At 41.8% G+C, this 26,657-nt stretch carries 26 protein-coding genes; 14 read left to right on the forward strand and 12 right to left on the reverse strand.

Translation table 11 applies throughout. The annotated features are described in order from the left end of the window. Positions 1-35 precede the first annotated feature (35 nt). Positions 36-1,703, forward strand: a complete 1,668-nt coding sequence (locus HRE53_RS33770; protein ID WP_235108595.1) for an ISL3 family transposase — start codon at positions 36-38, stop codon at positions 1,701-1,703. A gap of 31 nt (positions 1,704-1,734) precedes the next feature. On the opposite strand, the gene HRE53_RS33775 is transcribed toward HRE53_RS33770, so the two are convergent. Beyond that, positions 1,735-2,325 (reverse strand): VWA domain-containing protein, encoded by a 591-nt coding sequence (locus HRE53_RS33775; protein WP_235113100.1) that lies wholly within the window; start codon positions 2,323-2,325, stop codon positions 1,735-1,737. A gap of 12 nt (positions 2,326-2,337) precedes the next feature. Between HRE53_RS33775 and HRE53_RS33780 the strand changes: the two genes are divergently transcribed. Further along, on the forward strand, positions 2,338-2,979 hold the full coding sequence (locus tag HRE53_RS33780) for a hypothetical protein (RefSeq protein ID WP_235113101.1): 642 nt from the start codon (positions 2,338-2,340) through the stop codon (positions 2,977-2,979). 436 nt (positions 2,980-3,415) lie between these two features. Here HRE53_RS33780 and HRE53_RS33785 read toward each other — a convergent pair whose 3' ends face one another. Together HRE53_RS33785 and HRE53_RS33790 are read right to left on the reverse strand one after the other, a co-directional pair. Further along, positions 3,416-4,252, reverse strand: coding sequence for a hypothetical protein (locus HRE53_RS33785; protein WP_235113102.1), 837 nt, complete (start codon positions 4,250-4,252; stop codon positions 3,416-3,418). A 2,012-nt stretch (positions 4,253-6,264) separates the two neighbouring features. Next, positions 6,265-6,834 (reverse strand): site-specific integrase, encoded by a 570-nt coding sequence (locus tag HRE53_RS33790; protein WP_235113103.1) that lies wholly within the window; start codon positions 6,832-6,834, stop codon positions 6,265-6,267. Positions 6,835-7,122: 288 nt separating this feature from the next. Here HRE53_RS33790 and HRE53_RS33795 point away from each other — a divergent pair, with 288 nt between their 5' ends. The 6 genes from HRE53_RS33795 (at position 7,123) to HRE53_RS33820 (ending at position 10,309) form a co-directional block, all read left to right on the forward strand. Further along, complete coding sequence (locus HRE53_RS33795) at positions 7,123-7,332, forward strand: type II toxin-antitoxin system HicA family toxin (RefSeq protein WP_235113104.1); 210 nt, start codon at positions 7,123-7,125, stop codon at positions 7,330-7,332. Then, on the forward strand, positions 7,325-7,546 hold the full coding sequence (locus HRE53_RS33800; RefSeq protein ID WP_235113105.1) for a type II toxin-antitoxin system HicB family antitoxin: 222 nt from the start codon (positions 7,325-7,327) through the stop codon (positions 7,544-7,546). Before HRE53_RS33795 ends, HRE53_RS33800 begins: the two co-directional genes overlap by 8 nt. Before the next feature lie 65 nt (positions 7,547-7,611). Further along, complete coding sequence (locus HRE53_RS33805; RefSeq protein ID WP_235113106.1) at positions 7,612-8,145, forward strand: hypothetical protein; 534 nt, start codon at positions 7,612-7,614, stop codon at positions 8,143-8,145. Next, positions 8,124-8,612 (forward strand): hypothetical protein, encoded by a 489-nt coding sequence (locus HRE53_RS33810; protein WP_235113109.1) that lies wholly within the window; start codon positions 8,124-8,126, stop codon positions 8,610-8,612. Before HRE53_RS33805 ends, HRE53_RS33810 begins: the two co-directional genes overlap by 22 nt. 525 nt (positions 8,613-9,137) lie before the next feature. Further along, positions 9,138-9,893, forward strand: a complete 756-nt coding sequence (locus HRE53_RS33815; protein WP_235113110.1) for a ParA family protein — start codon at positions 9,138-9,140, stop codon at positions 9,891-9,893. Further along, positions 9,890-10,309, forward strand: coding sequence for a hypothetical protein (locus HRE53_RS33820; protein WP_235113111.1), 420 nt, complete (start codon positions 9,890-9,892; stop codon positions 10,307-10,309). The genes HRE53_RS33815 and HRE53_RS33820 overlap by 4 nt, the downstream gene beginning before the upstream one ends. A gap of 339 nt (positions 10,310-10,648) precedes the next feature. On the opposite strand, the gene HRE53_RS33825 is transcribed toward HRE53_RS33820, so the two are convergent. The 6 genes from HRE53_RS33825 to HRE53_RS33850 form a co-directional block, all read right to left on the reverse strand. Then, the gene (locus tag HRE53_RS33825; protein ID WP_235113112.1) at positions 10,649-11,149 is read right to left on the reverse strand and encodes a hypothetical protein; all 501 of its coding nucleotides are present in this window, start codon (positions 11,147-11,149) and stop codon (positions 10,649-10,651) included. Between the two features lie 385 nt (positions 11,150-11,534). Beyond that, on the reverse strand, positions 11,535-12,218 hold the full coding sequence (locus HRE53_RS33830) for a hypothetical protein (protein WP_235113113.1): 684 nt from the start codon (positions 12,216-12,218) through the stop codon (positions 11,535-11,537). Between the two features lie 212 nt (positions 12,219-12,430). Then, positions 12,431-13,573 carry an SUMF1/EgtB/PvdO family nonheme iron enzyme gene (locus HRE53_RS33835; RefSeq protein ID WP_235113114.1) on the reverse strand — a complete coding sequence of 381 codons (1,143 nt, stop codon included), beginning with the start codon at positions 13,571-13,573 and terminating at the stop codon, positions 12,431-12,433. Positions 13,574-13,709: 136 nt separating this feature from the next. Next, positions 13,710-14,141: a TIR domain-containing protein gene (locus HRE53_RS33840; RefSeq protein WP_235113115.1), complete on the reverse strand. Its 432-nt coding sequence runs from the start codon at positions 14,139-14,141 to the stop codon at positions 13,710-13,712. A gap of 919 nt (positions 14,142-15,060) precedes the next feature. Then, positions 15,061-15,771: a hypothetical protein gene (locus HRE53_RS33845; RefSeq protein WP_235113116.1), complete on the reverse strand. Its 711-nt coding sequence runs from the start codon at positions 15,769-15,771 to the stop codon at positions 15,061-15,063. A gap of 94 nt (positions 15,772-15,865) precedes the next feature. Continuing rightward, positions 15,866-16,153 (reverse strand): cell division protein SepF, encoded by a 288-nt coding sequence (locus tag HRE53_RS33850; protein ID WP_235113118.1) that lies wholly within the window; start codon positions 16,151-16,153, stop codon positions 15,866-15,868. A 300-nt stretch (positions 16,154-16,453) separates the two neighbouring features. On the opposite strand from HRE53_RS33850, the gene HRE53_RS33855 reads away from it, so the two are divergent. Then, entirely contained in the window at positions 16,454-16,834 is a 381-nt protein-coding gene (locus HRE53_RS33855) for an AbrB family transcriptional regulator (RefSeq protein WP_235112989.1), read from the forward strand. Between the two features lie 181 nt (positions 16,835-17,015). On the opposite strand, the gene HRE53_RS35505 is transcribed toward HRE53_RS33855, so the two are convergent. After that, positions 17,016-17,282, reverse strand: a complete 267-nt coding sequence (locus HRE53_RS35505; RefSeq protein WP_396133538.1) for an FkbM family methyltransferase — start codon at positions 17,280-17,282, stop codon at positions 17,016-17,018. A 69-nt stretch (positions 17,283-17,351) separates the two neighbouring features. After that, positions 17,352-17,669, reverse strand: a complete 318-nt coding sequence (locus HRE53_RS33860) for a hypothetical protein (RefSeq protein ID WP_235112991.1) — start codon at positions 17,667-17,669, stop codon at positions 17,352-17,354. Between the two features lie 465 nt (positions 17,670-18,134). On the opposite strand from HRE53_RS33860, the gene HRE53_RS33865 reads away from it, so the two are divergent. From HRE53_RS33865 to HRE53_RS33880, 5 genes are read left to right on the forward strand one after another with little or no spacing between them, the layout of a single operon-like run. Then, positions 18,135-19,190 (forward strand): IS630 family transposase, encoded by a 1,056-nt coding sequence (locus HRE53_RS33865; RefSeq protein ID WP_235107354.1) that lies wholly within the window; start codon positions 18,135-18,137, stop codon positions 19,188-19,190. Positions 19,191-19,213: 23 nt separating this feature from the next. Continuing rightward, positions 19,214-19,396, forward strand: a complete 183-nt coding sequence (locus HRE53_RS35510; RefSeq protein ID WP_396133540.1) for a filamentous hemagglutinin N-terminal domain-containing protein — start codon at positions 19,214-19,216, stop codon at positions 19,394-19,396. Further along, a complete protein-coding gene (locus HRE53_RS33870) occupies positions 19,365-21,662 on the forward strand; it encodes a hypothetical protein (RefSeq protein ID WP_235112993.1) in 2,298 nt (765 codons plus the stop codon). Before HRE53_RS35510 ends, HRE53_RS33870 begins: the two co-directional genes overlap by 32 nt. Then, complete coding sequence (locus HRE53_RS33875) at positions 21,580-23,235, forward strand: ShlB/FhaC/HecB family hemolysin secretion/activation protein (protein ID WP_235112995.1); 1,656 nt, start codon at positions 21,580-21,582, stop codon at positions 23,233-23,235. The genes HRE53_RS33870 and HRE53_RS33875 overlap by 83 nt, the downstream gene beginning before the upstream one ends. After that, positions 23,223-25,616: a CHAT domain-containing protein gene (locus tag HRE53_RS33880; protein ID WP_235112997.1), complete on the forward strand. Its 2,394-nt coding sequence runs from the start codon at positions 23,223-23,225 to the stop codon at positions 25,614-25,616. Before HRE53_RS33875 ends, HRE53_RS33880 begins: the two co-directional genes overlap by 13 nt. Here the strand turns inward: HRE53_RS33880 and HRE53_RS33885 are convergent. Beyond that, positions 25,591-26,538: a hypothetical protein gene (locus tag HRE53_RS33885; RefSeq protein ID WP_235112999.1), complete on the reverse strand. Its 948-nt coding sequence runs from the start codon at positions 26,536-26,538 to the stop codon at positions 25,591-25,593. The two genes, HRE53_RS33880 and HRE53_RS33885, sit on opposite strands and share 26 nt — an antisense overlap. Between the last annotated feature and the right edge of the window lie 119 nt (positions 26,539-26,657).

Genomic DNA, 26,657 nt, shown 5'->3' on the forward strand with positions numbered 1-26,657 from the left:
ACCATTGAAGCTAGAGTCTTTGCAATATTCTGGCCATGGAATTACTCCAAGCTTTATTACCTAGCCCCAACGGGCTCCAATTGAACGACTATGAAATGGATGTAGAACACCAGCATTTGGAATTGAGTGTTATGTCCACCCAAACGGTGGCTCCATGCCCCTTGTGCGGTAGCGTGGCTCATCGAGTGCACAGTCGATATCAACGAACCCTTGCCGACTTACCCTGCTTGCACTTCAGCTTAAGCTTGCTCGTGCTAGTCTGCAAATTCTTTTGTCCGAATTCAGAGTGTCGCCGTCGTATTTTTACCGAACGCATTCCAGAGGTGGCGGCACCTTGGGCCAGGAAAACCGTACGCCAGGTTCAGCATCTCCAGGAGATTGGGTTAGCCTTAGGCGGTGCTGCTGGTTCTCGTCTAGGCAAGTGTCTGGGCTATTTTAGCTGTGGCAGTACACTACTCAACCACTTAGAGCGCCTTCCCCTCCCTGAGTTCGAGGTTCCAAAAGTGTTAGGGGTAGACGACTTTGCGTTCCGAAAAGGCCATAATTACGGCACAATTTTAGTCAACTTAGAGACTCATCAACCTATTGCCCTGCTAGCAGATCGCAAAGCAGACACATTGGTCGATTGGCTACGAGAGCATCCAGGTATAGAAGTATTATCCCGTGACCGTTCCAAGACCTACAAAAGTGCCATGGATAAGGCTGCGCCAGACGCCAGACAAGTTGCAGATCGCTTTCATCTAGTCAAAAATTTGAGTGAAGCGCTTGAGCTTTCATTGGAAAACTACCATGCTGAGCTTAAAGCCGCTTCACGGGAGCAATACCCAGTCACTAGCTCAAATCTAGGGCATACTGCAACGGTTGTTGTAATTCCTCAATCGACTGCCACTGCAACCTTTCAAGAACGGGCACAGGCAAACCATCAAATTCGGGTACAACAGCAGCAAGAAATTAAAGCTCTCCGCGAACAACAATGGTCGACTGCAGCTATTGCAGACAAAGTCGGAGTGAGTGAATGTACTGTTCGCAAATATGGTACCCGACCTGATTTTCCAGAAACTTATAACCGACGTCCGACCTTGGGTAGGAGCCTACTCGACCCCTACAAACAGGAGGTTGTGGCTTGGTGGAATTCTGGAATAACGAACTCCAAAGTCTTGATGGTATTGCTCCGACAGAATGGCTATGAAGGCTCCCAACGCACTCTCCAGCGTTACCTTCGTGGGTTCCGCGAAGCTCAGAGCCTTCCTTCATATCGTGCTCCAGTGACAAAGTCCTTACCCACTGTCATTGATCCTCAAGCTCCTCCTTTTACACCTCGTCAAGCAGCCTATCTAATTGTGCTCAAAGAAGAGAATCGAGAACCCGAAAATAAAGAGTTGTTGGAATACCTGGTCAAACAACACCCGGACTTAGCAACCCTTGTTGATTTAGCTCATACGTTCCTTGAGTTGCTCAGACAACGACAGGCCGATGCTTTTGATTGTTGGTTGATGAAGGCATTGACCTGTCCAATTCAACCGTTGAAAAAGTTTGCTGCGGGTCTCATGGATGACTATGCTGCAGTCAAAGCCAGCATGATGATGGAGGTCAGTAATGGTCCGGTGGAGGGACTCAACAACAAACTAAAAATGCTTAAGCGTCAGATGTTTGGCAGGGCAGGATTAACACTACTCGCCAAGCGACTAATTATGGCTTCATGAGAAAGAAGCAAATCTCTTTCTGAGTAAGGGTTTAAACCGAATCACCAAAAGCTGGGAAGAACCTTATCCAAGTTTGGCTAGCCAAATCTTTGAGGGTATTTGACCATCCCCATTCTGGTTCAATCTCCAATAGGAAAAAGTTAGTTTTCAGCTTCTCTAGGGATTCTGAGTACTCTTGCAAAAACACAGAACTCAGTGGCGCAATCCCATCGGTGATAAAGACAATATCGGCCTCACTGTAATCGTCATCCTGCTCAATGATGTTCCTGGCTCTCTCCAGTGGAGCTTGAAACTTTGTCCCGCCATTAGTAGGACTTGTGATCAGTAATCGGATCAGCTGATCAATATCCTCTTTGGGATGAATCTCGATAGGCTCATAGCAAACGGACTCAAATCGAACCACCGATACCACCCGATCCTGCTCATTCGCCAACTTCACCAAGGCCACGATCAGCGCTTTTGACCATAAATCTCGGCTTACTCGCTCTTTCATCGACCCAGAACAATCCAAGCAAATCACCATGGGGCCTTTACCCTTCTCCTCGGGGGCTTGCAAGTCATTCTGAAATAACTGACCTTCTAGAAAGTCTCGATAAAAACTCAGTTTCTGGCGAGAACCCAAGAGAAGCAATCAGTGCAACTGGCCAGAGACATTAAGACCCTGATAGAGTGGCTCAATCATGATGTCCTCCAACTGGCCGGTCCCTGTTATTCAGAACGGCTGGAACTCTATGACTTCATCGTTGCAGAACTTCGACAGCGTGAGCATCTAGGAGGCAAGCAGATTCGAGTCTTGCGCAAAGCATTGAAGAATCAACGCGATAATCTGCTGGCCTTTGCCAAGGTGTTTGATGACAAGCTAGCTGAGATTGCCCAGCAATTCGAGACACCTCTATTTCTAGTCAGGCAGATGGTGCGCTTTTTCCGGAAACAGGCGACCTCCGAAGCGTACTGGAGGAGTTGGGGCGATTTACATCAGATGCTGAGTTGGAAGTTCTTTCAACTCCATGAAGCGATCCAGAATGCAATGAAACAGACACCCAGAGCCAGTTCTTTGGTGGAGAATCTCAACTCCAGGTTGCGCAATTATTTCACACTTCGCAAACATCTTGGAACACCCTATTTAGGACTGCTTCAATTCTTCCTCAACCACCGACAATTCATGAGCAGTGGTTGTGAAGGTAGGAAGGGAAAAAGTCCTAGAGAAGTGATGACAAGAGAGAAACATCCTCACTGGCTAGAATTGCTAGGATTCAAACTCTTCAAAAGAGCTTAGCAAAAGGAATAAATTTTGGACTGGTCATTTCTAGAGATGGCCTGCTTTGTCGTGCGAGTGTTACCCATTTTTGGCCATTTCTGAACAAAGCCCGGTTTCCTTTTGGAAAGACTTGACGGGCTATACGTGCAGTTTCTTCTGGTACTGGGCCAGTAGGGTGCTCTTGCAGCATGGGTCCAAGCCTCCAAGGGATTCATAAATGGATAGGTCAAATGTAGATCCTATCCCTCTCACAAGCCCTGATGTGACTTCGCCAACAGTATCCGTTACTACTTAAGGGCCTACAACCTACAGAATTTCGTTGTATGTATGATTCTATAACACACTTGTAGTTGCATTTGTAATACTTTCGCTAACAGTATCCGATACTATTCACACCCTATTACTCAAATTAAGAATTCTGGTTACTCAAGCAATTTAAGTAATACTTGCTAACCTAAGTAGAAACTCTTATTCCGATTGAATAAGCTGAAAGATTAGCCGGGCTTGATGCTGCGTGAGCCTTGGATGAGACTTCATATCCTTGACCAGTAGACTCAATATAAGGAACCAGACGCCACAGCAAATTCCCTGGTTCAGTCCAGTGAACTTCTGCTCCACCTCCAGTCAAAAGAAAACCATTTCCTAACTCAGATACTGCACTAATATGGTCACCAGTGCTTGATTCTGTAGGGGGCATAATTTTATTCTTGATAGTACCAATTCCAGGAATTTTCTCCCTAATACATATTGCATAAGTGGTCATTATCCCATCGCTCTCTACAAAGTGTGCTTTAGCCCGTGCTAACCAAGAACTCGAATTCTGAGGGAATGATGCAGTACACAAATTGCCACGTCCTTTAGGATATTCAACATGAAAACCTCCACCCAAAAGAAGATATCCGTTTGGTACTGGTGTTTGTTTTTGAGGATAAGGCCCTGGTTCACTGATTTGTTTTCTGAGAATAATGTGTTCCTCACTTTTAAGTTCTTCTGCTGACATACCATCAACTGAAAGACCAATTGAAAATACTGAAATTCTATGAGGATTGGGAAACTCTCCCATGTGAGCTTTGGTTGAACCTAACCATGCAGTTAAATCTGTATTAGGATATGATGCTGTAATTAATGCACCATTTGGAGTTCTTGCTCCTTCAACTCCACCTCCAACAGCAATCATACCTGAACTAACATTGACTCCAAAATCTAGAAAATCATTCATTTCTTTGCTTGGTCGATCTTGAAAAACCTTCACTGTTAGCTTCCCAAGTTTTTTTTCGCCAATTTGTACCATGAGATACTCCTTTGAGTGATAAAAAGAGGCTTGACAAATTATATTGAAGTATTATCGTTAAAGTCTTTGAAATTGGAAAAAAATTTAGTTTAATAAAAAAAATCTTGCAAAAAGTATAATTAAGCCATAGTTATCTCATTATTTAGATTATGAATTAGTTCAATTTCCTTATATATTTTTCCTATATACCTTGTTCGTAATTCGCTAAAAAGTTAAAGATTTTTGTAAAGAACAAAGAGCATCATTTTTCAAAAATAAATGTCTTAAGCTCTAAATTCAATCTATTTTTTTTGGTTTAAATTTATATCCTTTAATAGAAAATTTTATTGAGTCTTCTGTTCTTGTCGATTCGGACCATCCTCTTTTATACTTAAACTTTAATTTGTCAGACTCCAAAGATACAGTTAATTTTGACTTTTCAAATTTTTCTTCACATTTAAAAGAGAAATTAATCACGCTTGAAATCCCAGTTAAAAAAATCTTCTGTATTCTCAATACTTGGAAGATTAACCATGTAATTTTTCTTAATGGAACTTTGTAGGTTTTGTGCATCACTTAAGTTGAAATCTTTAAGATGTTCTTGTCTACAATGAGTCGTTAATTTAATAGGACTATCTTGTTCAATAGTGCTAAATGAAAATTTTGATATTTCTTCTCTACTGATAAAATTATTTTTTATCAGCGTCAAAAAAAAGAAATTATCAATTCATATTTTTTTCTCCTACCTATTTTAAGTAAAAAATGGATTGACGAAATTTTCCATCCTAATTGAGTATTTATCTTTTCTTATTATATTTTTTAGTTTTCTTTTCTTTGGTTATTATTTTCTCTTGCTGTAATTTTTGATTTTCTTTTCTAACTTCTTCTGGTGATTTTTCGTCACTAATTAATTCATCCTTTTTTCTTATTGCTTATTTCTTTTGTAGATTTAGTACCTTTTAATGAATTAGAAGCAGGTAATATAGGTTTTTCCTGGGCAATCGAACTGAAGCAATTAACTGAACAAAACGTAAAAATGAATAGACTAGCTTTCAAGATTTTATAAAAAGTCGCATGAAAATTATCTCTATTTATCTTCATTGAGTAATCTGTATACTGTTTATTCATTATCTTCCCTCATAAAAAAAATCTATTCATATGCTGTTAACATAGAATGTAAGGATAAATCTATTCAGAATTAATAAGCTAAAATCTCTAAACTTTCAATTATCTACTCTAAGATTCAATTTTTTTGTTATTAAGAAATTAGGAACATTTATTAGAAGATATTAAAATCTTGGATAGGCTTTTTTGCTTCTATTTTAATTGACGAACAAATCCTGTCAGATGCCTAGATCTCAAAGAACTATTCACCTCATCCATCGCTTTTCAAAATCGGTAGGCTGCTCCAAAATTACGAAATCTAAGGGTAGGAATGAGCTACTCCAAAATCATATTTTCTTGTTAGCACGTACTGAAAAGTAATCTAACCAATTTTTTTAATAGAAAATCATGAAATAACATCCAATCATTGATGAATAATTTCAAGAAAGATATTTAGAATCAGTACCATTGCCCAAACAAAGTCATCCAATATGCTTTACTTCAAATACTTAAAAGTCAGCATACAGACGCTCTTTATGCACGAGGAATCATCTGAATCTATGAGTATTTGGATTTTCGTAGCGAGATTCAAGAGATAAGTAGACTTATAAGTCTATAGTCTCTTTTACGTTTGGTAACTAAATCTCAACCTAATGCTTTAAAACTATCACCTGAATGTAGTCTATGATACTTTCTCTAAAACTAAAGTGCAAATTTAAAAATTTATTTCTTAATATATGATTTCTTCCGTTCCTAAAAAATGACTACTTCATAGTAATAAATTGCTTAATTAACCTAAATACACTAGATATTCAGTATCAAAATTATTGATAATATTCTTTTTTGTCTTAATATCCCCACTAATTATTCCAAAACATCACTTTGCATCCATCCTTGTCTTCTCAATGAATTGACCAAACTAAACCAACCTAAAACACCAACTTCGCAATCGCCCCCTCCACCTGCTCATCCGTCACCTCCAAATATCCCGACAGTGCGGCCAGCGTCCGATGCCCCGAAATTCGCTGAATATGCTTCGTCGGCACTCCAGCATTGTGCATCTGAGTCAGTGCCGTCCGTCTGAAACTGTGGGTACTAAACCCTTCCAGTCCCACCTCAGAAAAGGCTTGCCTCAAGATTCGGTCTGCTGAACTCACCCGGATATAAGATCGGCCATGCCGACCGGGAAACAGGTAGGTGCGAGTCAGGTCAGGGGCATAAGCCACCAAATAGTCATGCAGCTGGGGATGCATCGGTACTTCTCGCGTATCTCGCTTGCCCTTCGTCTGATGCCAGCGGAATAGCACGGCTGACTTTGGGCCACTGGTATTGATCACATCACTGGTGAGTAGAGTGCAGGCTTCCCCAATCCGACATCCAGTGTAGAGGCAGACACCGAAGAGGGCATGATCGCGGGATTGGATCAGGCCGTCACTGAACAGGTGATGAATTTGCTCTGGGGAAAGTACCCCAGCTTTGCCGAATCGATCTTGTTTCATACTCTTGAGTCTATTCTAGGAGGTCTTTTGTCAAAAAGACCTCCTAAAGGGGTCAAAGTACTGGAAATTCGTGGAATTGGGGTCAAGGGGAGTAGGGAGATCGGGCTTATTGAGAAATTATTGAGTTATTGAGAATGAGGTAAAAGTGATTTAAGGGTACGTCAAGGGTCCTTTCTGTAAACAAAGCTCATTTATGCAATTATTTGGATTACATAAAAGATTACATAAAAAAACTGTCATTATTCCTGGCTAGCCTGTAAACTAGATAGCACAGTCGGTTGAGCTGCCATGCCCAAAAAGATCCGTGACATCAAAGCGATGCTGCTCAAAGCTGGCTTTTCTGCTCAGGCCGGAAAGGGAAGTCATAGTAAGTGGAAACATCCAGCACTAGATACCTATATCGTCATTGCCCGGAAGGATGGGGATGATGCACCCCGATATTTAGAAAAGGAAGTTGACGCTGCACTGAAAATCCTAAAGGAGAAACCAGATGGATAACCGCAAATTCCAAATGTTGATTCAGTGGTCCGATGAGGATGCCTGCTATGTGGTTTCCTTGCCTGATTTTCCAGAAATTAATCAGCCCTGTACCGATGGGGCTACCTACTCTGAAGCCGCTCAACAAGGGCAAGAGATGATTGATTCCCTCTGTCTCTGGTACGAACAGGAAGGAAAGGAGCTACCCCAGCCCAAGACCTTGCAGTTGGCTTAATTAAAGAGCAAAAAGCTTTCTCCGTCTGATTTGTTCTGATTGTCGTCGTTCTGAATATTGTTCTCGTGGCTCGTCCGATCAACCAAAAATGTCTGGACTGTTCACAACGTTCTCAGCAAGAGGCGATCAAGCTGCATGGTCCGGGAACTGAAACGGCTTGTTGGAATCCTAAGACATGTCCTCGCAAGCGTTCTCATTACCGGAACCGCAAAGCCAATAACGATAAACAACGAGGGCTTTATCGGGAGCAAATAGCAGCTCATCAACAGACTGAAACTATTGAAACTATCTCAATTCCTATCTATGCTCCACCTGTAGCTCAGCTTTACCTCTATAAGGAGAAGCCCAAGGATTCTCACCTCCATGCCCTAGCCATCAGTGTTTGGCAAGGCAGTGAGAAGCTAGCAGATATTGAACCCGTGCATTGTATGGGAATGACGAATACCCAGGTCCGTCACTACCTAAACCAGGTACTCAAGGTGATCCATGAACGGTTTGGCATTACAGAGTTTGAGCCACCGATTCGCATGGAGCCAACCGAGTGTGAGATTGCAAAATGTCCTCTCAAGGAGAAGCAATGTTCCAACAGCTTGAGTTAGATTTTGCCAGTGCTTTAGCCTCTGCTTTGTCCGAGCCAGAGCAGGCTGATATTTCCCTGATGTGTGCTTCTTTGGAGCAGCATTTACAGGGCCGTTCTCCTCACGAACAACTTCGGGTGGCTGGAGATGCGATCAAGGATATGGCTGAGGTTTGTTTTCAGCGGGCAGAGTTGATGATTCAGGGTTGGGAGGAGAGATACAACTCTGAAGGTCCGGTGTTAGATGAGGATTTCTTAGCTGGGATGGTTCAGCAGACGATGTTTCTGGATGTGTCAGATCTTTGTCGTCAGCCGAAATCACGGGAGAGTCGCCAGGGGTTCACTGGGGTTCCTGTTGATTCGGTCGTGGGGGAAGTTAGTAAGGATGCTGTCTTGGATTTTGTCGATGAGTTGGAGTCTGGGGAAGCAGTTGCCCTGAAAGTCAGTCATGTGGAAGATGTGGGGGGCATGGGTGGGCGCGATTTGTGAGTATTTGGAAGGGGCTAAGGGGGCGGTGTCGTTTGTAGAGCTGGTGAGGGGAGTTCGATTACCTTTGGTAGCGGTTTGGCTTGGGCTGCTATTGGGTGGATTTAAGATTGAGCAGAAAGGAGATTTTTTATGGTCAGTCGATTTGGGTTGGATGATGAATTTAATTCCAAGTTGAACGCTTAGTGGCTCATTCACCGTTTTATACCACTCATTACCATTCATGAATTTCTATTTTGCATAATGCTGATCTTCTCTAATGCTTACCAATAAGAGCTTTGAGTGGAAATAAAACTTTATATTAGACATTTACTCAATGAGTATTTAACTAATCTAACTTATGTATTATGTAATTACATAATTAATATTTACATAATAATTAACCAGTAAGAATTAAATACGAATTGTTTGTTGAGTAATCACACAATATATATCTATAAAATAATAATTACATAATATGTAAGTAGTCATTGTTTAATCTAACTATTCGATGTATTATTTAGCGATTATGTTTTGTGTACTTACAAAATGATTAAAATATCGTCTCTGTCCTTAAGCGGTGGGCAGGGAAAAACTACCTTAACTGTGTTGCTAGCAAGATATTTAGCCCAGCATGGAAAAACTGTTCTTGTAATCGACTGTGATGCTCAAGCCAATTCCACTACCTTCCTTGGAGTTGACATCGAAGAAGATGACCCAACGCTTTTAGAAGTTCTTAAGGGAGATATAGAAGCCAAAGATTGCTTATATGAAGTATCGGAGAGGCTGCATCTAATTCCCGCTGATGATGGATTGGACGCAATCGGTGATTACTTATCATCTAGTGCAGCAGGTGCATTGATGTTAAAGAGGCGACTGAAAAATATTAGCGGATTTGACTACTGTTTAATAGATTCACCACCACAAAGATCTCAGATATCTTCTACAGTCATCGGTGCAAGCGATTATGCAATCTTGCCATGTGAAAGTAGCGTCAAAGGCTATGGCTCACTAGTTAGAACACTTGAAGCCATTAAAGAATTGCAAGACCTTGAAGTAACAAATATTGCAACACTAGGTATTCTTCCCTTCCGTGATCGTTGGGTTGGAGCAAGAAGAACTAATGAATCAGAAAAATGTATCAATGCTATGGCTCAAGTATTAGATCAGGTATTCCCCTCAATCCGTGAATCCGAACAATACAAAAAAGCAGTTAGCAACCGAACAACTTTAGAAGCATTGGGACACCCAGACCTTGAGTATCCTTTTGAAAAAATTGCTGAAAAACTGGAGGGAATTTCATGACTGATGTACTCAGTGATATGCAGAACAAAAAAAGACCAAAGAAATTGACTAAGAGTCGTGACACATCAATGGCTCCAGATATAGCCGTAGACACACAAGAGAAAAACGTTAAAGAAGCACCTGAAGCACAGAATACTCAAGTGCCTATGGACCTAAAAGGACCACTAGAGTCTGAACTTGCATCAATTCCTACAATCGGCAAAAGACGTAACTTAAGACTTGGAGAAGATATTGATGAACAAATACAAGACTACTGTAGACAGCATGAGATTTCACATGATGTCCTCATTGAAGCTTTATTCCTGCAACTGGAATCCAATACAGCACTAGAAACTGAAGTACTAAAAGAGGCAAACAATCGACACCGACTAAGAAAAAGAGCTGGACAAATCAGGCGATTGCTCAACCATTACTAAGAGAGTGTCGAAAATGGCATGTAAGCTCAATCATCCCCAGACCCAAGCCATCCGCTCCATCGTCTCCGATAACCGCAGCTCGATCACAGGATAGCCTAAATAATTACTCTTCAAGGCACTATTCATTGTCGGACTACTTAGGTATAGCACTACGGCTTTTGATTAAGACGCACTTTTTTCTTGGGTACTGACTAGCAAGATAGACAAGCAGGAAAGCGTGTTAACACGCTCTCGTAGTGCTATAATATTTTTCCTTTAATACAACTCCCTGAAAAGGGTATTTAGCATGTGTTCAGAAGATTTCGGTCTAGTAAAACTAGTAAAAAGTGTTACCCAGAACTAAACGGTGCCAAAAGAACAAAAAATATAACAAATACATGTATAAGGCCAAATATTAATGATACAAAAAATTTCAACGTTAGTACATGGTATGTATAGATCAGGTCGTTTTCCCATACCAAGAACTTTCCATTCCATATCATAAGGACGTAGAGGTAGACACTTTTCAATTTCGTGGATAACTTTAAACTTACCTGAAATAAGACCTTTATATGAGCGGACTAACCGAAACCATTGATAGCACAGGATTATACCAGCAAAAGAAATAGATAAAAAAAACTCCTTCCCTCGCTGATTGTTGGCCAATTGAATATACCCAGTTAGCGTAAAAATAGCTGTATTGATGCTGAGAAAGAATGAATTAGCTGCCTGTCGCCGAGCACCTATACGATCTGCCATCTCAACATAAAGCTTGTACACCTCAAGTATATGCACATCGTAGTTCGGGCCATATTCATCTTGAGGCTTACTGTGAATATCGAGTGTTTTCTCTGATTCCATAGCTAGTTCAAGGTACTCCAACAAAAAATACTGGATCAGTAGTCTGTCATGGCTAATTTTTTTCAACTCGCTTTTGAAAATTGTGTTGAAAAAAGACTCCTAGACAACGGCCATCCGAAGAATAAAGTTTAATTGTTTACTATAGCAATCTCATTTAATTTGTAAGATTAAATAAGACTAAAATCTGTGTCAGGATTGATAAAGCTTGTATATCATTCTCATAACTCACCTCAATTTGCTATAGATGGAGAACCTTAACTCAATTTCTGCAATAAATTTAATTTGAATTAAGAACAACCTATCTATACTTCTTATAGGGTTATTTTCTGCTTTCTAAGACTTCTAAAATATTAAAACTAGGTGTTAACTATGATTAATAGTGAACTTAGCAGAATGATTTGAAGATAGATCTAAAAAAATGTTGGAAAGACTTATGACTTATCAGGTCTAATCTAGGATTAATTATTGCAGGTTGAGAAAAATTTTCTGACGGCATAGGAAATGATGGGTTATTTTGGGTAGGAGATTCAACCCTATAAGGAGGTTGATTTATTCGATTTGTAATATTGAATGTGTGGATGCTAGAACCACCTAACTTCATCGTATGAGCAGTACCAGAAGGAAAGCAGATAGCAACTCCAGAAGTTAGAGGAATGCTAATTAAGTAGTCAGTATATTCATGTCTGACTTTCACTATAAAACTACCATATCCTTCCGTAACAAGAATTATTGAGTCAACTGGATGAGTATGCAATTCTATTTCACCAGGATAATCTTTAGAAGCTAAAAAATCATTAACAAAGCGAGAAGATATTTCTGTTTTGTCACCAAAAAAATGCTGTGATTTTGATATTGGCTGATCCGGTCGACCGTGAAACGATTCAGGGATAGAGGATGAAAACTCAAGAATTTTTTTGGTGAGATTTTTAATCTCACTACAGCTAAAGACAAATCGATATCTATGCCATTCATTTCGAACGAAATCACTAAAATATTGAGAACTAATTTCCTGGTCAAGAATGTTAAATAACAAATTATCAATAGATTTATATGAGTTATATTTATACATATCTATTGACTACATAAACTGAAGTTTGGAAAGACACACACAACATATATAAAATGAGTGGCTTGTTTTTTTATCATTTACTTATAATCTGGCTACTTAAATTTTTATTAAAATCAGGGTAAAATCTTTCTTTAAAGAGTAACTAAAGCAGATTTATACTATATTTACAACAACCCGAAAGCCATGCGCCCAATGCTCAATGTTTTTTAAGATTACCCATTCGATATGCTGATTGCAAATATTTTATATCTCTGATTGAAATATCCCAAGCCCCCACCCCTCAATGCACGCCAAGGGGTCTCCTTATTAACAACAGGATTAAGACAATTCTCTTCACATCTTTGATAAGCCTGCTCATCCCAAGAGTCGAGGCACCATTCCCAAACATTCCCAGACTGGTCGAGAGTACCGTAAGGTCCCTCCCCAATCAAATAGCTCCCAACAATACATGGGTAGCCAGACTGCTCATCTTTGCCAAAACAAGCATGAGTTTTTTCATCTGGAGAGTCTTCACCCCATGGGTATTTTCTCTTTTCAGGTCCTCTAGCAGCAAATTCCCACTGAGCTTCTGTTGGAAGATTAACATTGAGACCATTTAGGTGGCCAAGCCATTCGCAGTATCTTTTTGCCATTTCCCAACTAACTCCTACTACAGGTTGAGTAGGGTGAGAGAACCTATCTTCCACCCAATAATTTGGCTCCCTCGCTCCTGTATTATCCAAAAACAACTGAAATTGAGAACGAGTAATAGGAGTTTCACTAATCCAAAAAGATGATAGTTGGATTCTGTGCTCTGGTTTAGCGTGAGCTTCTTCTTCAATCTCATTACTTCCAATCAATACACTGTCACCATCAACCCAAAGAAATCTAATTGTGGTCGTGGGATCCATGAAAGGTTGGCCACTAACAGGACGAAGATTTTGCGGTGCAATATCTGACGAACGACTCAAATTACCTGAATTTTCCGATTGATCAGTAAATTGTGGAAAGATAATCTCCAGAGATAACAGGCTTTCAGATGGTAAACGGGAACAAGCCAGAACCATAGGAACATAACCGTTGCCTTCTGTCGTCAAGTCTTCCCAGTTAGGATTGATACATCTTCCTTTTATTGCCATTTGGACTTGTTTCACTAGAGATTCAATCCATTTTCTGAAATTTGACCGAACATTGATCTTATGTTCGCTTAGTTGACTTAAGGACAATCCTTCAGAAGAAGACACATCAAATACTGCTCTAGCAGCATCTTGGTTATCTTGAACAATTAAATTTTCCAGAACTAAATCATATATAGAATCAGTATATTTTTTTTGTCGTAGTTCTTCTTCAAATTTTAGTGGTAGAGAAAATGTCATTCGTGGCCATAGATTACGCCTTTGTGGTTGCTCCCAAAATAAATTAAATCTCTGTAGTTTTTCATATAATTCTCTCCCAAGTTGTTGAATATTAGGATCGTTAGGGCTAAAATCTGTAATCCTGTTTTCAGACTCATTAAAAAAACTCAGTATCAGTCAAAAGTTGACGAACAAATTGAGCAACACTATCTACGGACCTTACATCAACATTAACTAATTCTTGCAATGGCCTGGGTGCGCTAGATGTAAATTGGAATACAACGATCTTGAGCGCTCCTGATTGATCGCCATCAAGCACTCTATTGATATCAAATGCGACACCACACTCCCACATACAATAAGTCCAATCATCATCAGAGCGCGTATGTATTAATATTAAAACTGAGCATTCATGTAATTTTTTAGCAATTTCTTGGTTAATTATTCGACCAACACTTAGACCGCAGCTCTTCCCATCAGATGAACAAAAAACATTTACCCTTCCTCCAGTTGATCTTTGAATAAATGAGCTGATCTCTGCAGCTATTTCTCTGTCTCTATGACGATGGCTGATAAAAATCATTGGCATAATTTCTTCTCCATTAATCGAAAAGATATGCTCTTTTCACGCTCAATCAATAATATCTTGAATATCGATCCTGAGGCAGCAAGGAAAATTATTGCCAATCAGTTCCACTTTATACTCATCTCTGAAAATGCTTGATCAGACATTGGCAATTCCGCGATATTCTCTATTCATCCAAACTCACCCCCCCAAGCCCGAGCCACCCGCTCACGATCTAGATACACTCCAACCATCTCCTCAATCCGCTCCATTATTGCCGGTGGCCAAAACTTAATTACTTCTACAAATTAAAGTCTCTTTTAGTTCTTATACTGCCTCAAAGCAATATCCAGCCAGCTTACTACTGTTTTTGAGTAAATATACTCTCTTCAGTCAAAATACTGGATTTCCTCCCTTTTTCGGGTCAAGTTTATTCTCTGATTTCAGTATTTTTAGCGTATTACCTCTAAAAAAGAAAAAACTATTCTTATTCTTGGCTCATTAACTGGTTCTGGTTCAAGCCAGCTATTTCGGTGAATGAGTTGCATATAAATGTGCTATTCATTCACTAATTGGGGGGATCACTTTTTATGTCAGTTGCAGTAAATTCCAACAAAGAGCATTCATCATTTCTAAATTTCATTCCAAAATTTAGGAGAACCTTAAGAACATTTCACCATACTCTTGATAGCAATAGTCCAGAATTTTTTTATTGACTCAATTGAAGATCAACCTGGCTTCTATCAGATGACATCTCAAGGGCCAAGGCTCAGGATTGGGCAGTCCATTGAAGTCGAGCAGTCTGGACAATATCAGACTTATCAGGTGGATGATATCGAATTCTACAATGAACCTTCAGATATTTGGACGGCAGTATTGCATAGAATCTAGCTAATTTGCTTAAATCGGTTGGGAGTGAGCGAGAAAGTAATCCTTTGCCCTATCACCCCCAGACCCTACTCACCCGCTCTCTCTCCAACCACACCCCGATCATCTCTTCAATCCGCTCAATAGTTTCCCCTGGCCGCAGACTCAACACCTGCAAAATATCGAATGTGTCCTCCAATTCCAACGCGCACTCGAAACAGAACTCAGGCGTTTCAAACGAAATTCTGATGAAGGGCTTACCGCTGCCCTCGACAGTAATCCAGAATTTCCCTGAACTGCTTTGGGAAACCGTCAGATACTCAAGCTGTCCCTCTAGCTTGGTCTGCTCAATCAGAGTCTTTTGACTCTGCTCAAGAGCGTGGAATTTTGCCTCAAAGTCTCTGGATACTCTGGGGGGTCGAGTTCTGCTAGTTGTATGCCGAGCTGAATACCCTCGCTGTGTTCTCCGCGTAAAATCGGGTTCTCGGTGAATGTGGATAGGGGCTGATTCACGCTTACGCTCATCTGCACCACTCACTGGATCTGCTTTGGGCTTCACTGGTAAAGTAGATTCTCGGCTGTGGACCATAGGAGCAGCTTCACTCTCATGCTCATCATCACCAGGCTCTAGATCCGGTTTGCGCTTAACTGGTAAATCATCCTTTCGTGCAATCGTTGGGAACGATGTCTTGTCTGAGTATGCAGGGTTCGATTCGAGGTTTGTTGAGGTTTGCAGGGTGGGTTTCACTAATGTCTTGGGCTTCAGTGAAACGATTTTGGTATTCATGCAGATATCCTCTAACAAGGCATGTCCAGTGTAGCCTCTGGAGAAAAGCGTAGGTTTTTTATGGAAGTTAACTTGATTCGTAAGAAGTTGATTGTTAATCGGTAGTTATTGCTAAGGCTGTTTGAATGGGGATGCTCGGGGGTGCAAATAGGAAAACTCCATTTCCAACCTCTGTACATTGACCAGATAGAGAATGAGCACTACCCGCTAGATAGTCACTGATTCTTTGGGATGAAGAAGGTGGCAAATCCGCTAAATTGACCAATAGCAGTTGTCCCTTTTTTAAGGACTGTATAGCCGATTCTGCTTCAGTAAATGAACTGGGTTGAGACAGACAAATTTCACGGGGAGTTCTCCCGTGCAATGGAACTAGGTTATTCATAGGGCTATCTAATGCTCAGAGGTTCTGTTCATTGTGACACAACGAAATCTACTTTTATTCAGCGAGAAAATAACTCAGGGTTTTGATCAGGGATGGTTTTCATACTCCCACTCAATTCTGACCACCAGATTCACCTATAATCCAATAACTGCAATACTTGCAGATAATTCAGTAAAAAAAACTCTATATTTTGATTCAGTTTTGATTTTGCTGACATCTACCCCACACTCACCGAGAAATCAGGAGTTGTAGTAGGCAAAATTGTTCTCAATTCAGTTCAGTTAAGGATGTACAGTATTTATGGCTAAAAAAACAGCCGCCGCAAAGAAAAAAGATATTCAACCCCTAGTCGGGAAAGAACTACTCAAAAAGCTCAAGGACTTATCTCACCTCTCGAAGCGGGAGAAAGCGAAAGAGTGTGGCTATGTAGTCGGCAAGCAAGTTAACTTGAGTGGTTTTATGAATGCCATTTTGGAAGCCAAGGGCATTTCACTAGATGGTGATGCCAATAACGATGGTAGAGGTCGAGAGGCAACCTATCGAGTCAAAGTTCATCAGAATGGGCAGGTGGTCATCGGGTCTACCTACACCGAAAAAATGGGTTTACAGACTGGTGATGAGTTTGAAATTAAGGTCGGCTATAAGCACATTCATTTAAATCAATTGACGGAAGATAAATAAGAGTATTTACGCTTTCACCCAAAAGCACCTCAAATTCCACCGAGAATCCAACATCACCCCCTCACACTGCCCGATTTCCTGTTCAAATCCATGACAATATCGTGGTTTTGAGTATTTTTCTGTGTGGCCGATGAGCTACACAGGAAGAGTAGGCAAGGTGGGCTATGAGGTGCAAATTAGACTATCTCAATGCATAAATGCTGTAGATATTAGTTCCTATCAGATCTGGTTCTTGGATTACATTCACTTGACTAAAGCCTCTGCTTCTAAGAATGTTAGTCAAAGTAACCACCCGATCATTAATATCATGTACTTCGATAACAGTTTGTCTTATCTTAATCCAGTCATCATCATTGATCCCATTAATAACATCCAACTCTGACTTTTCTACATCAATTTTCAGTAGATCAATAGAACTAATTTGATTTTCAGAGATAAAACTAGAAATTGTTTTTTAGCTGACAAGGAATCTTCTTGAAATCAAATGCTTTTTTTTTCCATAATTAACAACATAAAGTTAGTTAATGAATCTGGCATATTCTTTTAAAAGCCTTAAGAATAGAGGAGCATCAGGCGGGAGATTCTTTAAGGTGTTAATATATGCACTCTTTATCATATTTTGCTCTTCTTCAGTATCAAACGGATAAGCAGAAGAAATCATTGAGGAATTCGGAGAATATCCAAACTCAACAATTTTATTGGAATCAGACAGACCAAGTTGAAAAGATTTAATATTATTTGAATGTAGGTTTTCTATATTTAAATTTAAAATTTTATAGGTATCAGGAATAGGTTCAAAAGCAAATATGCTTAAGGTGTCATTAAATTTTTTCATGTAGTAGTGCAGTAAACAATCCAATGTTTGCGCCAATATCAAAAACTACATTTCTTTCTGATAAATTTATACCGTTTTTTATATATTCATTGACGTGCATATATGCTATATATGCTTCATTTTGATCGAAGCAATAAACTTTATTGCTATTTGGAAGTATAGTAGTCTTCATATATTCTGATATGTAATTATGGGAAACAAGAAGATTATAAGTACATCAGCCTGGCTTAGACTTGTATTTAATAGTAAGCTTACTTATTTCTATATTGTATTACTTTACATTCCTCATCTTTTAGTACATAAAGCAAGTACTGCTCAAGTCATACCCAGTAGTAATACCAATACATCTATAAATGTACAACAGGTAAACGGAACAAAGATTATACTGCAGACGACTTGTGACTTAACATAGTAGCGGAGAGATTTGGCACACTGGGAGTATCCCCCACCTACTCTCTTACTTGCATGATTAAAATTGATTTCACCGCAGAGGAAATCCAACACCTCAACTACGAACGCTATCATCATCCTCACCCACGGGTGCAGCGACGGATGGAAGTGCTCTACTTGAAAAGTCAGGGTCTTCCCCATGCCCAGATTTGTCAGCTTTGTCAGATTAGTCGTCCGACCTTAGCTAAAACCCTTCGTCAGTATCAACAAGGCGGAATTGAAGGACTGAAGACCCTGGAATACAAAGGTCAACCTAGTTCACTCAATGCTCATAGCGATAGTGTGAGAGCCTACTTTGAGCACCACCCGCCCCGCACCAGTGCAGAAGCCCAAGCAGTCATTGAACAATTGACAGGCATTAAGCGTTCTCCAACCCAGATCAAAGCCTTCCTCAAGCGCATTGGTTGTCGCTATCGAAAAGTGGGGTATGTGCCGGGAAAGTCGAGTCTGCCCGAGAAAATTGAGGAGCAAGAGCAGTTTCGACAAACTCGCCTTGAACCCTTATTAGAGGAAGCTCAACGCCAAGAGCGTCTTGTCTTTTTTGTGGATGCTGCTCATTTTGTTCACCGGGCTTATCTGGGGTTTCTCTGGTGCCTTCGTCGGATCTTCATCCCGTCTCCTTCTGGCCGTCAACGATTCAATGTTCTGGGTGCACTCAACGCTGTCACCAAAGAAGTCACCAGTATCACCAACCACACCTACATCAACTCTCATAGCATGTGTCTGTTGCTAGCCAAGCTGGCACTACTCGACCCAGTCATACCCATCAGCGTCATTTTAGACAATGCCCGATATCAAAAATGCCAGCTGGTGACTGACTTTGCTGAGATCGTCGATATTGAGTTAGTCTATTTGCCCTCCTATTCACCCCATTTGAATTTGATTGAGCGGCTTTGGCGCTTTGTGCGCAAGGAATGTCTCTACTCGAAGTATTATGCCGATTTTCACTCTTTCAAAGGGGCTATTCAACATTGCATTGATCAATGCAATGGAGAGCACAAGGCGAAACTAACAAGCCTTCTATCACTCAAGTTTCAGTCTTTTAAAGAAGTTAATATCTTAGCCGTCTAGAGTATAATCGGATAAATGGAGGGATAACACAAGGCGTTAATCTATTTCATGAATTTAGAGAATTCAATCTTAATAGAAACAACTCTGTCTCTTTTATCAATCCTTCATCAATCGACAATATAGTTGCAACTATACAGAGTAGCAGCTCCTCAAGAATAGACTCGTTAATAGGAGTTGAGGGAGCAGCAAACCTGTTTTTTACTTAATAAGAACGGATTTATATTTGGTCCAAATTCAGCCTTAAATCTACAAGGTTCTTTGACTATATCAACAGCAGAAAGACTAACATTCTCTGATGGTTTTAATTATTATACTAATCGGATCAATCAAAATATTAGTACTAGAGGAATACCTTCTCAATTAACTTTAACTCCTCAGTCAAAAGGAATAACCCTAAATGGTGTAGGACATGGGCTATCATTTATACCTGTAGAAGGTGATGTAAGTACACCCACTATTATAAGTGGCGCAGGCAGAAGTTTAAACGGATTTAAATTAAGCCCATCTCAGACAATTTCACTTATTAGCAACGGAATCTATCTTGATGGTGGCCTAATAACATCTCCCTCTGGAGATATATTTATCGCAAGCATTTCTGAAGGATTAGTTGATATTGATTCCTCTAAATCTGGTATATCTTATACTAATCCAATTAATAATAAATTCAGTGACATCATACTAAATAATAAATCTCTACTTGATACTAGTGGAACTGCAAGCAGTAGGATTAGCCTGTATGGAGAGTCAATAAATTTAAATAACGCTTCATATATATTAAATCAAAGTACCAATACAATTAAGTCGAGCAAGATAGAAGTATTCGCCGACCAAAAATTAACTATTGAAGGCACTACAAATCCATCATTATTTGTACCATTCAACATTCCCGAAAATGTTCAGTCTTCAATATTTGTCCAAGATTTTTCTGGTACTGGAACAAACATAAACATCAATGCTAAGAATATTGAACTAAAGAATGGGGGCACTATTGAAGCACTTTCCTTTGGAACAGGGTTCTCTGGAAATATAAATGTTAATGCATTAAACAGCCTTCGCATAAATGGTGATTCCCCTTTGGAACCTCTTCAGGCTGTTAGTATCATAATAACCGCCAACTTTAATTTTGCAAAAGCCGGATCGGTAGTAGTCAACGCGAAACAATTAAGCATAGAAGAAGCAGGAGCTATCAATTCAGGAACCTTCAGTACTCAACCTGGTGGAGATGTAAAAGTACTTGTTGAAAACAAACTTACGCTAGATGGTTTTAGTCCAGTTACTCTTACCCCTAGCTTGATCTCTTCAAGTACTTTTAGAAATAGCAATGCGGGGAATGTTGATATCAAAGCAAGAGAATTTTTCATTACAAATGGAGGCGTAGTTTCTACTAGTACTCTTGCTAGTGGAGATTCAGGTAATATTTCTATTTCTAGTGAAAATATAGTTATTGATGGTCAAATAAATTCTCCTCTAATAAGTGATCAACCAATAATAGCTATCACTGGAATTACTGCATCAGGAATTCCTAGTACAGCTTTATTCCAGGCATTCTTTAATACACCACCATTCCCTAGTGGAGATTCAGGGAATATAAGCATAATCTCTGACAACATTGTCATAAGTAATAACGCAAACGTGGGTGCAGAAAATGGTGGCTCTGGAAATGCAGGAAGTATATTCTTTCGTGCTAAAAACCTACTCCTTTCACGTAATGGGGTTGTATCAGCAAGGACCAACGAAGGTAATGGCGGGAACATAGATATATCAGCAACATCGGTGATTTTGAATGAAGGAACATTGAGTGCATCAGCTTTAGGTGCAGGATCTGGGGGAAATATCTTCATTAGCGCTGATCTTTTAACATCTTTTGGGGAAAGCCTTATCTCAGCTAATGCAGTAAATTCTAGAGGCGGGAATATCACTTTTAATACCATTGGCTCCTTCTCCTCACCCGAGACCACAATCACAGCTACCTCAGCCCTTGGACCTCAGTTTAGCGGTACAGTCACTTTTTCCAATCCTGATACAGACCTGGAACTGTCAAAGGTAACTCTTGAAACTGAAGTGAGCAAACCTGAAGTTTCATCAATCTGTCGCCCCACATCTAACTCAGCGAGTGAATTCATCGTCTCCGGTGAGGGAGGGCTACCCACTGGGCCTAGTGATTCGCTCTCGGAGAACTCAGGATGGCATGATGCTGTAGGGGGATCTGAGCAAGCCAACGCCGATAACGCCCAGACTCCTGATCTTGTAGATGCTCAAGGATGGGTCAAACACTCTGACGGCACGTTTAGTTTGGTTGCTTCAACAAACCTGCCTATAAATACAACAGAGACATCAACCCCTTGTAATGCTCAAGTTCAAAATACTGATTCTACTTTGTCTGATCCCAGTGCCAGCCTTCGGACAAACGCCCTCTCAACGCGATCTCATTCCACCCCGGCCAACCCTTCCCCAGCCCTCGCCGCAAGATAAACCGCCCATAGACATCCCCGTAGAACCTCCTCAGCTCCCCCCGGATCTCACCCTTCCTGATTCCACCGTCACAATTACTCAGTTCAAGTTCACGGGCAACACCGTTTTTGACGATGAGCAGATTGAAGTGGTCATCAGTGATTTCCTGAATAGGGAAATCACTTTCGCTGAACTCCAAAAGGTCAAGCAAAGGATTACGGGGTTCTACCAGGAGCAGGGCTATATCACGTCTGGGGCGATCATCCCTGTTGCTAGCAATCAACGCCTTGATCCCCAAAATGCCACCATTACTATCGCCATTATCGAAGGCAAGCTTGAAGAGATTCAGATCAGTGGAGCGGATCACCTGGAATCTTACATCCGCTCTCGACTGAAGCACCGGGAGCAGGATGTGTTTAACCGGGAAAAGTTACTAGAAGCTTTGAGATTACTGCAAGTTGACCCCCTGTTTCAAAGCGTATCTGCGGAGGTCCAACCAGGGACGAGGCCAGATCAGATCATTCTGGAAATCATGGCGACGGCCAACAACCCCTTTGATATTGGCTTGGGTCTCAACAATTACCGCTCTCCCGCTGTAGATTCCTTTCAGAGGAAAGCAAATATCAGCTATGGCAATTTGCTAGGGCTGGGAGACCGGATCAGTGTGGGATACGCCAATACTGACGGTAGTAACGCTTTCTCTGGGCAGTACACGCTTCCCGTTGGGGCCAACAACAGTACACTTCAGATTTCCTACGACTACTTTGACAGCAAGATTGTCGAGGAACCCTTTAATCAGATTGACATTGAAGGGGATTCCTCAATTCTTCAGGTTGCTTATCGGCATCCCCTATTCAGACGAGCCAGTGAAACTTCGATTGAAGAATTTGCCCTTGGGGTTTCGGCGTCTCGGTATGAAAGCGAGAACAGCATTTTAGGAATTCCTTTTCCCCTTTCTGAAGGCGCGGATGCCCTTGGCCGCACAGAGGTGACGGCAATCCGCTTCTTCCAAGACTGGAGCAAGAGCAGCCGACAACAGGCCATTGCCTTTCGCTCTCAGTTTAGTTTTGGGCTGGATGTTTTTAGCCCCACCCTAAACCCCACTGCACCAGATGGTCGTTTTTTCGCTTGGCAGCTCCAAGGCCAATATCTTCGCAACCTGCCTCATGGACTTCAGTTTATTGGCAGAGGACTGTTCAATATCGCGGATCGGCCTTTGCTAGCGATTGAGCAGATCAGTATCGGTGGGTTTAATTCAGTCCGAGGTTATCGCCAGAATGCCCTACTCAGAGATAGCGGTGTGTTGGCATCGGTTGAGCTAAGCATCCCGATTTTTACACGCCAAGACCATGCTCTACGCCTCATACCCTTTATTGATTTCGGGACGGGTTGGAACTATGAACGGACCAATCCAGTTCCGGGTGCTGCTATATCCACTGATACGCTTTTATCAACGGGTTTAGGTCTGTCTTATCGATTTAAGGATAATCTCTCGGCGCAATTGAATTGGGGGATTCCCCTTCTCTCTCTGGCATCACAAGACAATTCTCTACAAGAAGATGGATTCACTTTTTCGCTGCAATGGACAAATTAAAATATCTCGTTATTTCAGTCCTAGCTTTTGTTTTAGCTCTCTGGGTTCATCAGCCGTTGACAGCTCAGCCTGCCGCTGAACTAACAGAGATCGGACATCAGCTTTTGGGCCAGGGCCAACCGCAGGATGCCTATGAGACTTGGACAAAGGCACTAAAGGAATATCAGCAGGCGAAGAAACCAGGGGCCATTCTTGGGACTCGCATTAATCAGGCGATTGCTCTAACTGCGATGGGTCAGAATCCCCGAGCCTGCAATACGTTAACAAGGGCACTAGAGCTAGAGGACTCCCTTTGTGATCCACAAATCCCAACTTTGGAACAATTCGTCAGAGATGAGCTGGATCAGTTACCTAACCAGCCTATTACAGCCCTAGCTTTGCAGACGTTGGGTGATACCTTGACGGGTATGGGCAAGGCTGAGGCATCGCTGCCCGTCCTCAGCCTTGCTTTGCAAAAAAGTTCATCGGTGGATACGATGGCAATTCAGTTGAGTTTAGCTAATGCCTATACTGCTTTCTATGAGCAAAAGCTAAACCAATACCAACTGTCAGAAGCCTATCGCTCGATTGCCGACCCGGATCAGTCTCTACAGGCTACAGCCCAAGCAGCGATGAACTTATATGGAAACCTGTCAAAGCATCCCAATCCTCGGATTTCATTAAAGGCTCAAGTCAATTGCCTCGGCTTATCTCAATCTTTAGATCCAACCGTGCCTCAACTGAAGGCGTTAGCGGAAGACTCTAAGAGCCGAATGCCTTTAATGGTTGAGGCTATTCAGCAGCAGGAGTTTAATCAGCTTTCGACTATTGATGCCATTTATGCCCGATTGAAGTTTGCCAACAGCTTAAGCATCTGGGGCCAACACCTCTCACTAGCGAATGAGCATATCCAAACAGCATCCCTAAGCGCTCAGAGGTTGAAGAATAAGCGGGCGATTGCAGCGAGTGCCTACCAGTCAGGGAAGCTTCATCGGATTCAGGGTAAACCCGATCAGGCTATACGAGAGTTGGGGCAGGGGGCTTCCCTTGCGGCGTCTATCCAAGCCTGGGATCTGGCCTATCAGAGCAATGGCTTGCTGGCACAACTACTACAGGACCAGGGGAATGTTCAGCGATCTCAGATAGCGTATCAGGCTGCGATCTCAAACCTTGAGCAGGTCAGAACTAGTCTACTTGCCGTGGATCATCCCTTTTCGTTTCGGGAGGAGATTGAGCCAATTCACCGTAAATTTATGCAGCTCTTACTCTCGGCACCCAAGCCCGATCTCAAATCCGTAATCACAACAAATGAACAGCTCCAGATCGCTCAGGTGGAGAATTTCTTACGATGTGGTCGGCTGGATGTGGTTTCACTTGAGGAACTGCGGAAGGAGACGGAGACGCCTACGGTGATCCATATTCTCCAATTGGGCGACCAAATCGAAACCCTCGTGAGTACGAACAGGGGGATCTTTCGCCACTCTGCCCCTGCTGCACCGATTATCGAGCAGCTTGGATTCTTAAGTATCAATATTGAGACAGCTTTCGACCGGACGGGGGCAGTGGTCTTGGATTATGCCTCAGCCCTCTACGATGAACTGATTACCCCGATCCAACCGTATTTACCCAAAACGGGTACTCTGGTCTTCGTCCTCGATGGAGATTTCCAAGGAGTTCCCATGGCGATGCTGTGGGATGGACAGAAGTTTCTGATCGAGAAGTACAGTATTGCCAATGCCTTGGGGTCGAAGGTTGCCCGTCCTCAGCCTCTCCCCCCGGAGGATTTGAAGGTTCTATTTGCGGGGCTATCCGAAATTAGTCCCAGTCAGCAGGAATCCAACCAGTTCGTCCCTGAACAATCCTTACCCTTCGTAGCAGAGGAGGTAAAACAGGTTGGCACTTATTCAGATACCAATCTGCTAATCAATGATGCTTTCACGTCTGAGCGCTTCCAAAATACTCTGAATCAGACGGATGTTCCCATTCTGCACATTTCAACTCACGGTCAGTTTAGTTCGCGCATTGAAGATACCTTGATTTGGGCTTGGGACCAACCGATTACCTTGAAAGAGATGGAGGCAATCTTGCGGCGAAAGGGAGATAGTGAACCGCTGAATTTACTGGTGTTAAGTGCCTGTGAGACGGCTGAAGGGGATCGTCGGGCCACCCTAGGCTTGGCTGGGATTGCGGCTCAAGTAGGAGCAAGGAGTACGCTAGCTTCTCTATGGATCGTGGATGATAGCTCTACGGCTACGTTTATGGCGAGTTTCTATGAGCAGTTGCAGGAGGGTAAAACCAAGGCCGCAGCTTTAAGGACCGCACAGTTGTCTCTTATTAATTCTGACAACTATCGGCACCCTTTTTATTGGGCTTCGTTTATTTTGGTTGGGAGCTGGGTTTAGGTTGATTCATGGGCAGTGCGGCGATCTCAGCTAGTCCTTCATTCGCTTTAGCCAGTTCCTGCATATTCTGTTTTTTATCGGCCAAAGCCTTAGCTTCAATGAAATAGGGTTGTGCCAGCTTTGGTAGCCCTGCATTCATAAACCGATCCCCCATCAGCCGATGCACAGCGGGATTATAACGATCACGTCGAAGGTGAATTTTCAAAATCTCGATGGATTCTGAAAGTAATCCTTGCGATAAATAGATTTTCTGTTTATCGAAGACCTTTTCAACAACAGGGATCTTTAGGGCATCAATGGAGCGAAATGTTGATTTCAGCCTTGTTACTTTTTTAGCCGATATACGATTCAAGACGGAGACTTTTCTGTCAAGGGTTTGGCCGTCACGATAGGCAGAGATTCTAATCAAGTAAGCCTTCCCCTGTTCAAGAGGCTGTACCGTTGACGGGTAAGGCATGGCATTATTCTTAACCGTTTGCTTCCACAGCATCTTGTTGCTGAGAAATAACTCTACGGTATACTGATCCGCTGAAGAGTGTTCTTCCCAAAGTAAACTAGGGCGACCCTCTAAGACCGTTGCACTGTAGGGAACAAACAAGGTTGCTCGGGTTGATATATTAGGATTCCTGCCAACGATACAGCCTGTGGTAATTTGACTTGTGCAGCGGCGATATCGGTGGGAAACTGCCCCACAATGATCTGCAATCTTCCTCACTCCTGGCGATAGAGTCACTTTTCGCCCAGACCCATAGCAAGCAAATCTGAGTTGTCTACTAGGTTCAATGCGAACGCTATCCTCGCGACAGAGCAGTTGTCCTTCAGGTAGTTGAGAATTGGCAACCTTGACCACTCGACCGACAGCGTTGCAATCATCTGATGTCGCTAACGGCTGGGCCTCCGATGGATAGATTTGAGTTGACACCCCAAACCAAATTGATGTTAGTCCAATGCGTGTCAAGCTTTTGAAAGGCATGTTAACGTGATTGCACTCAGGTGGTTTGTCCAATATCATCCCTGATTCACCACATTAAATCAATTATC

The organism is Acaryochloris sp. 'Moss Beach' (assembly GCF_021497025.1).
In the GTDB taxonomy this organism is placed as follows: Bacteria; Cyanobacteriota; Cyanobacteriia; order Thermosynechococcales; family Thermosynechococcaceae; genus Acaryochloris; species Acaryochloris marina_A.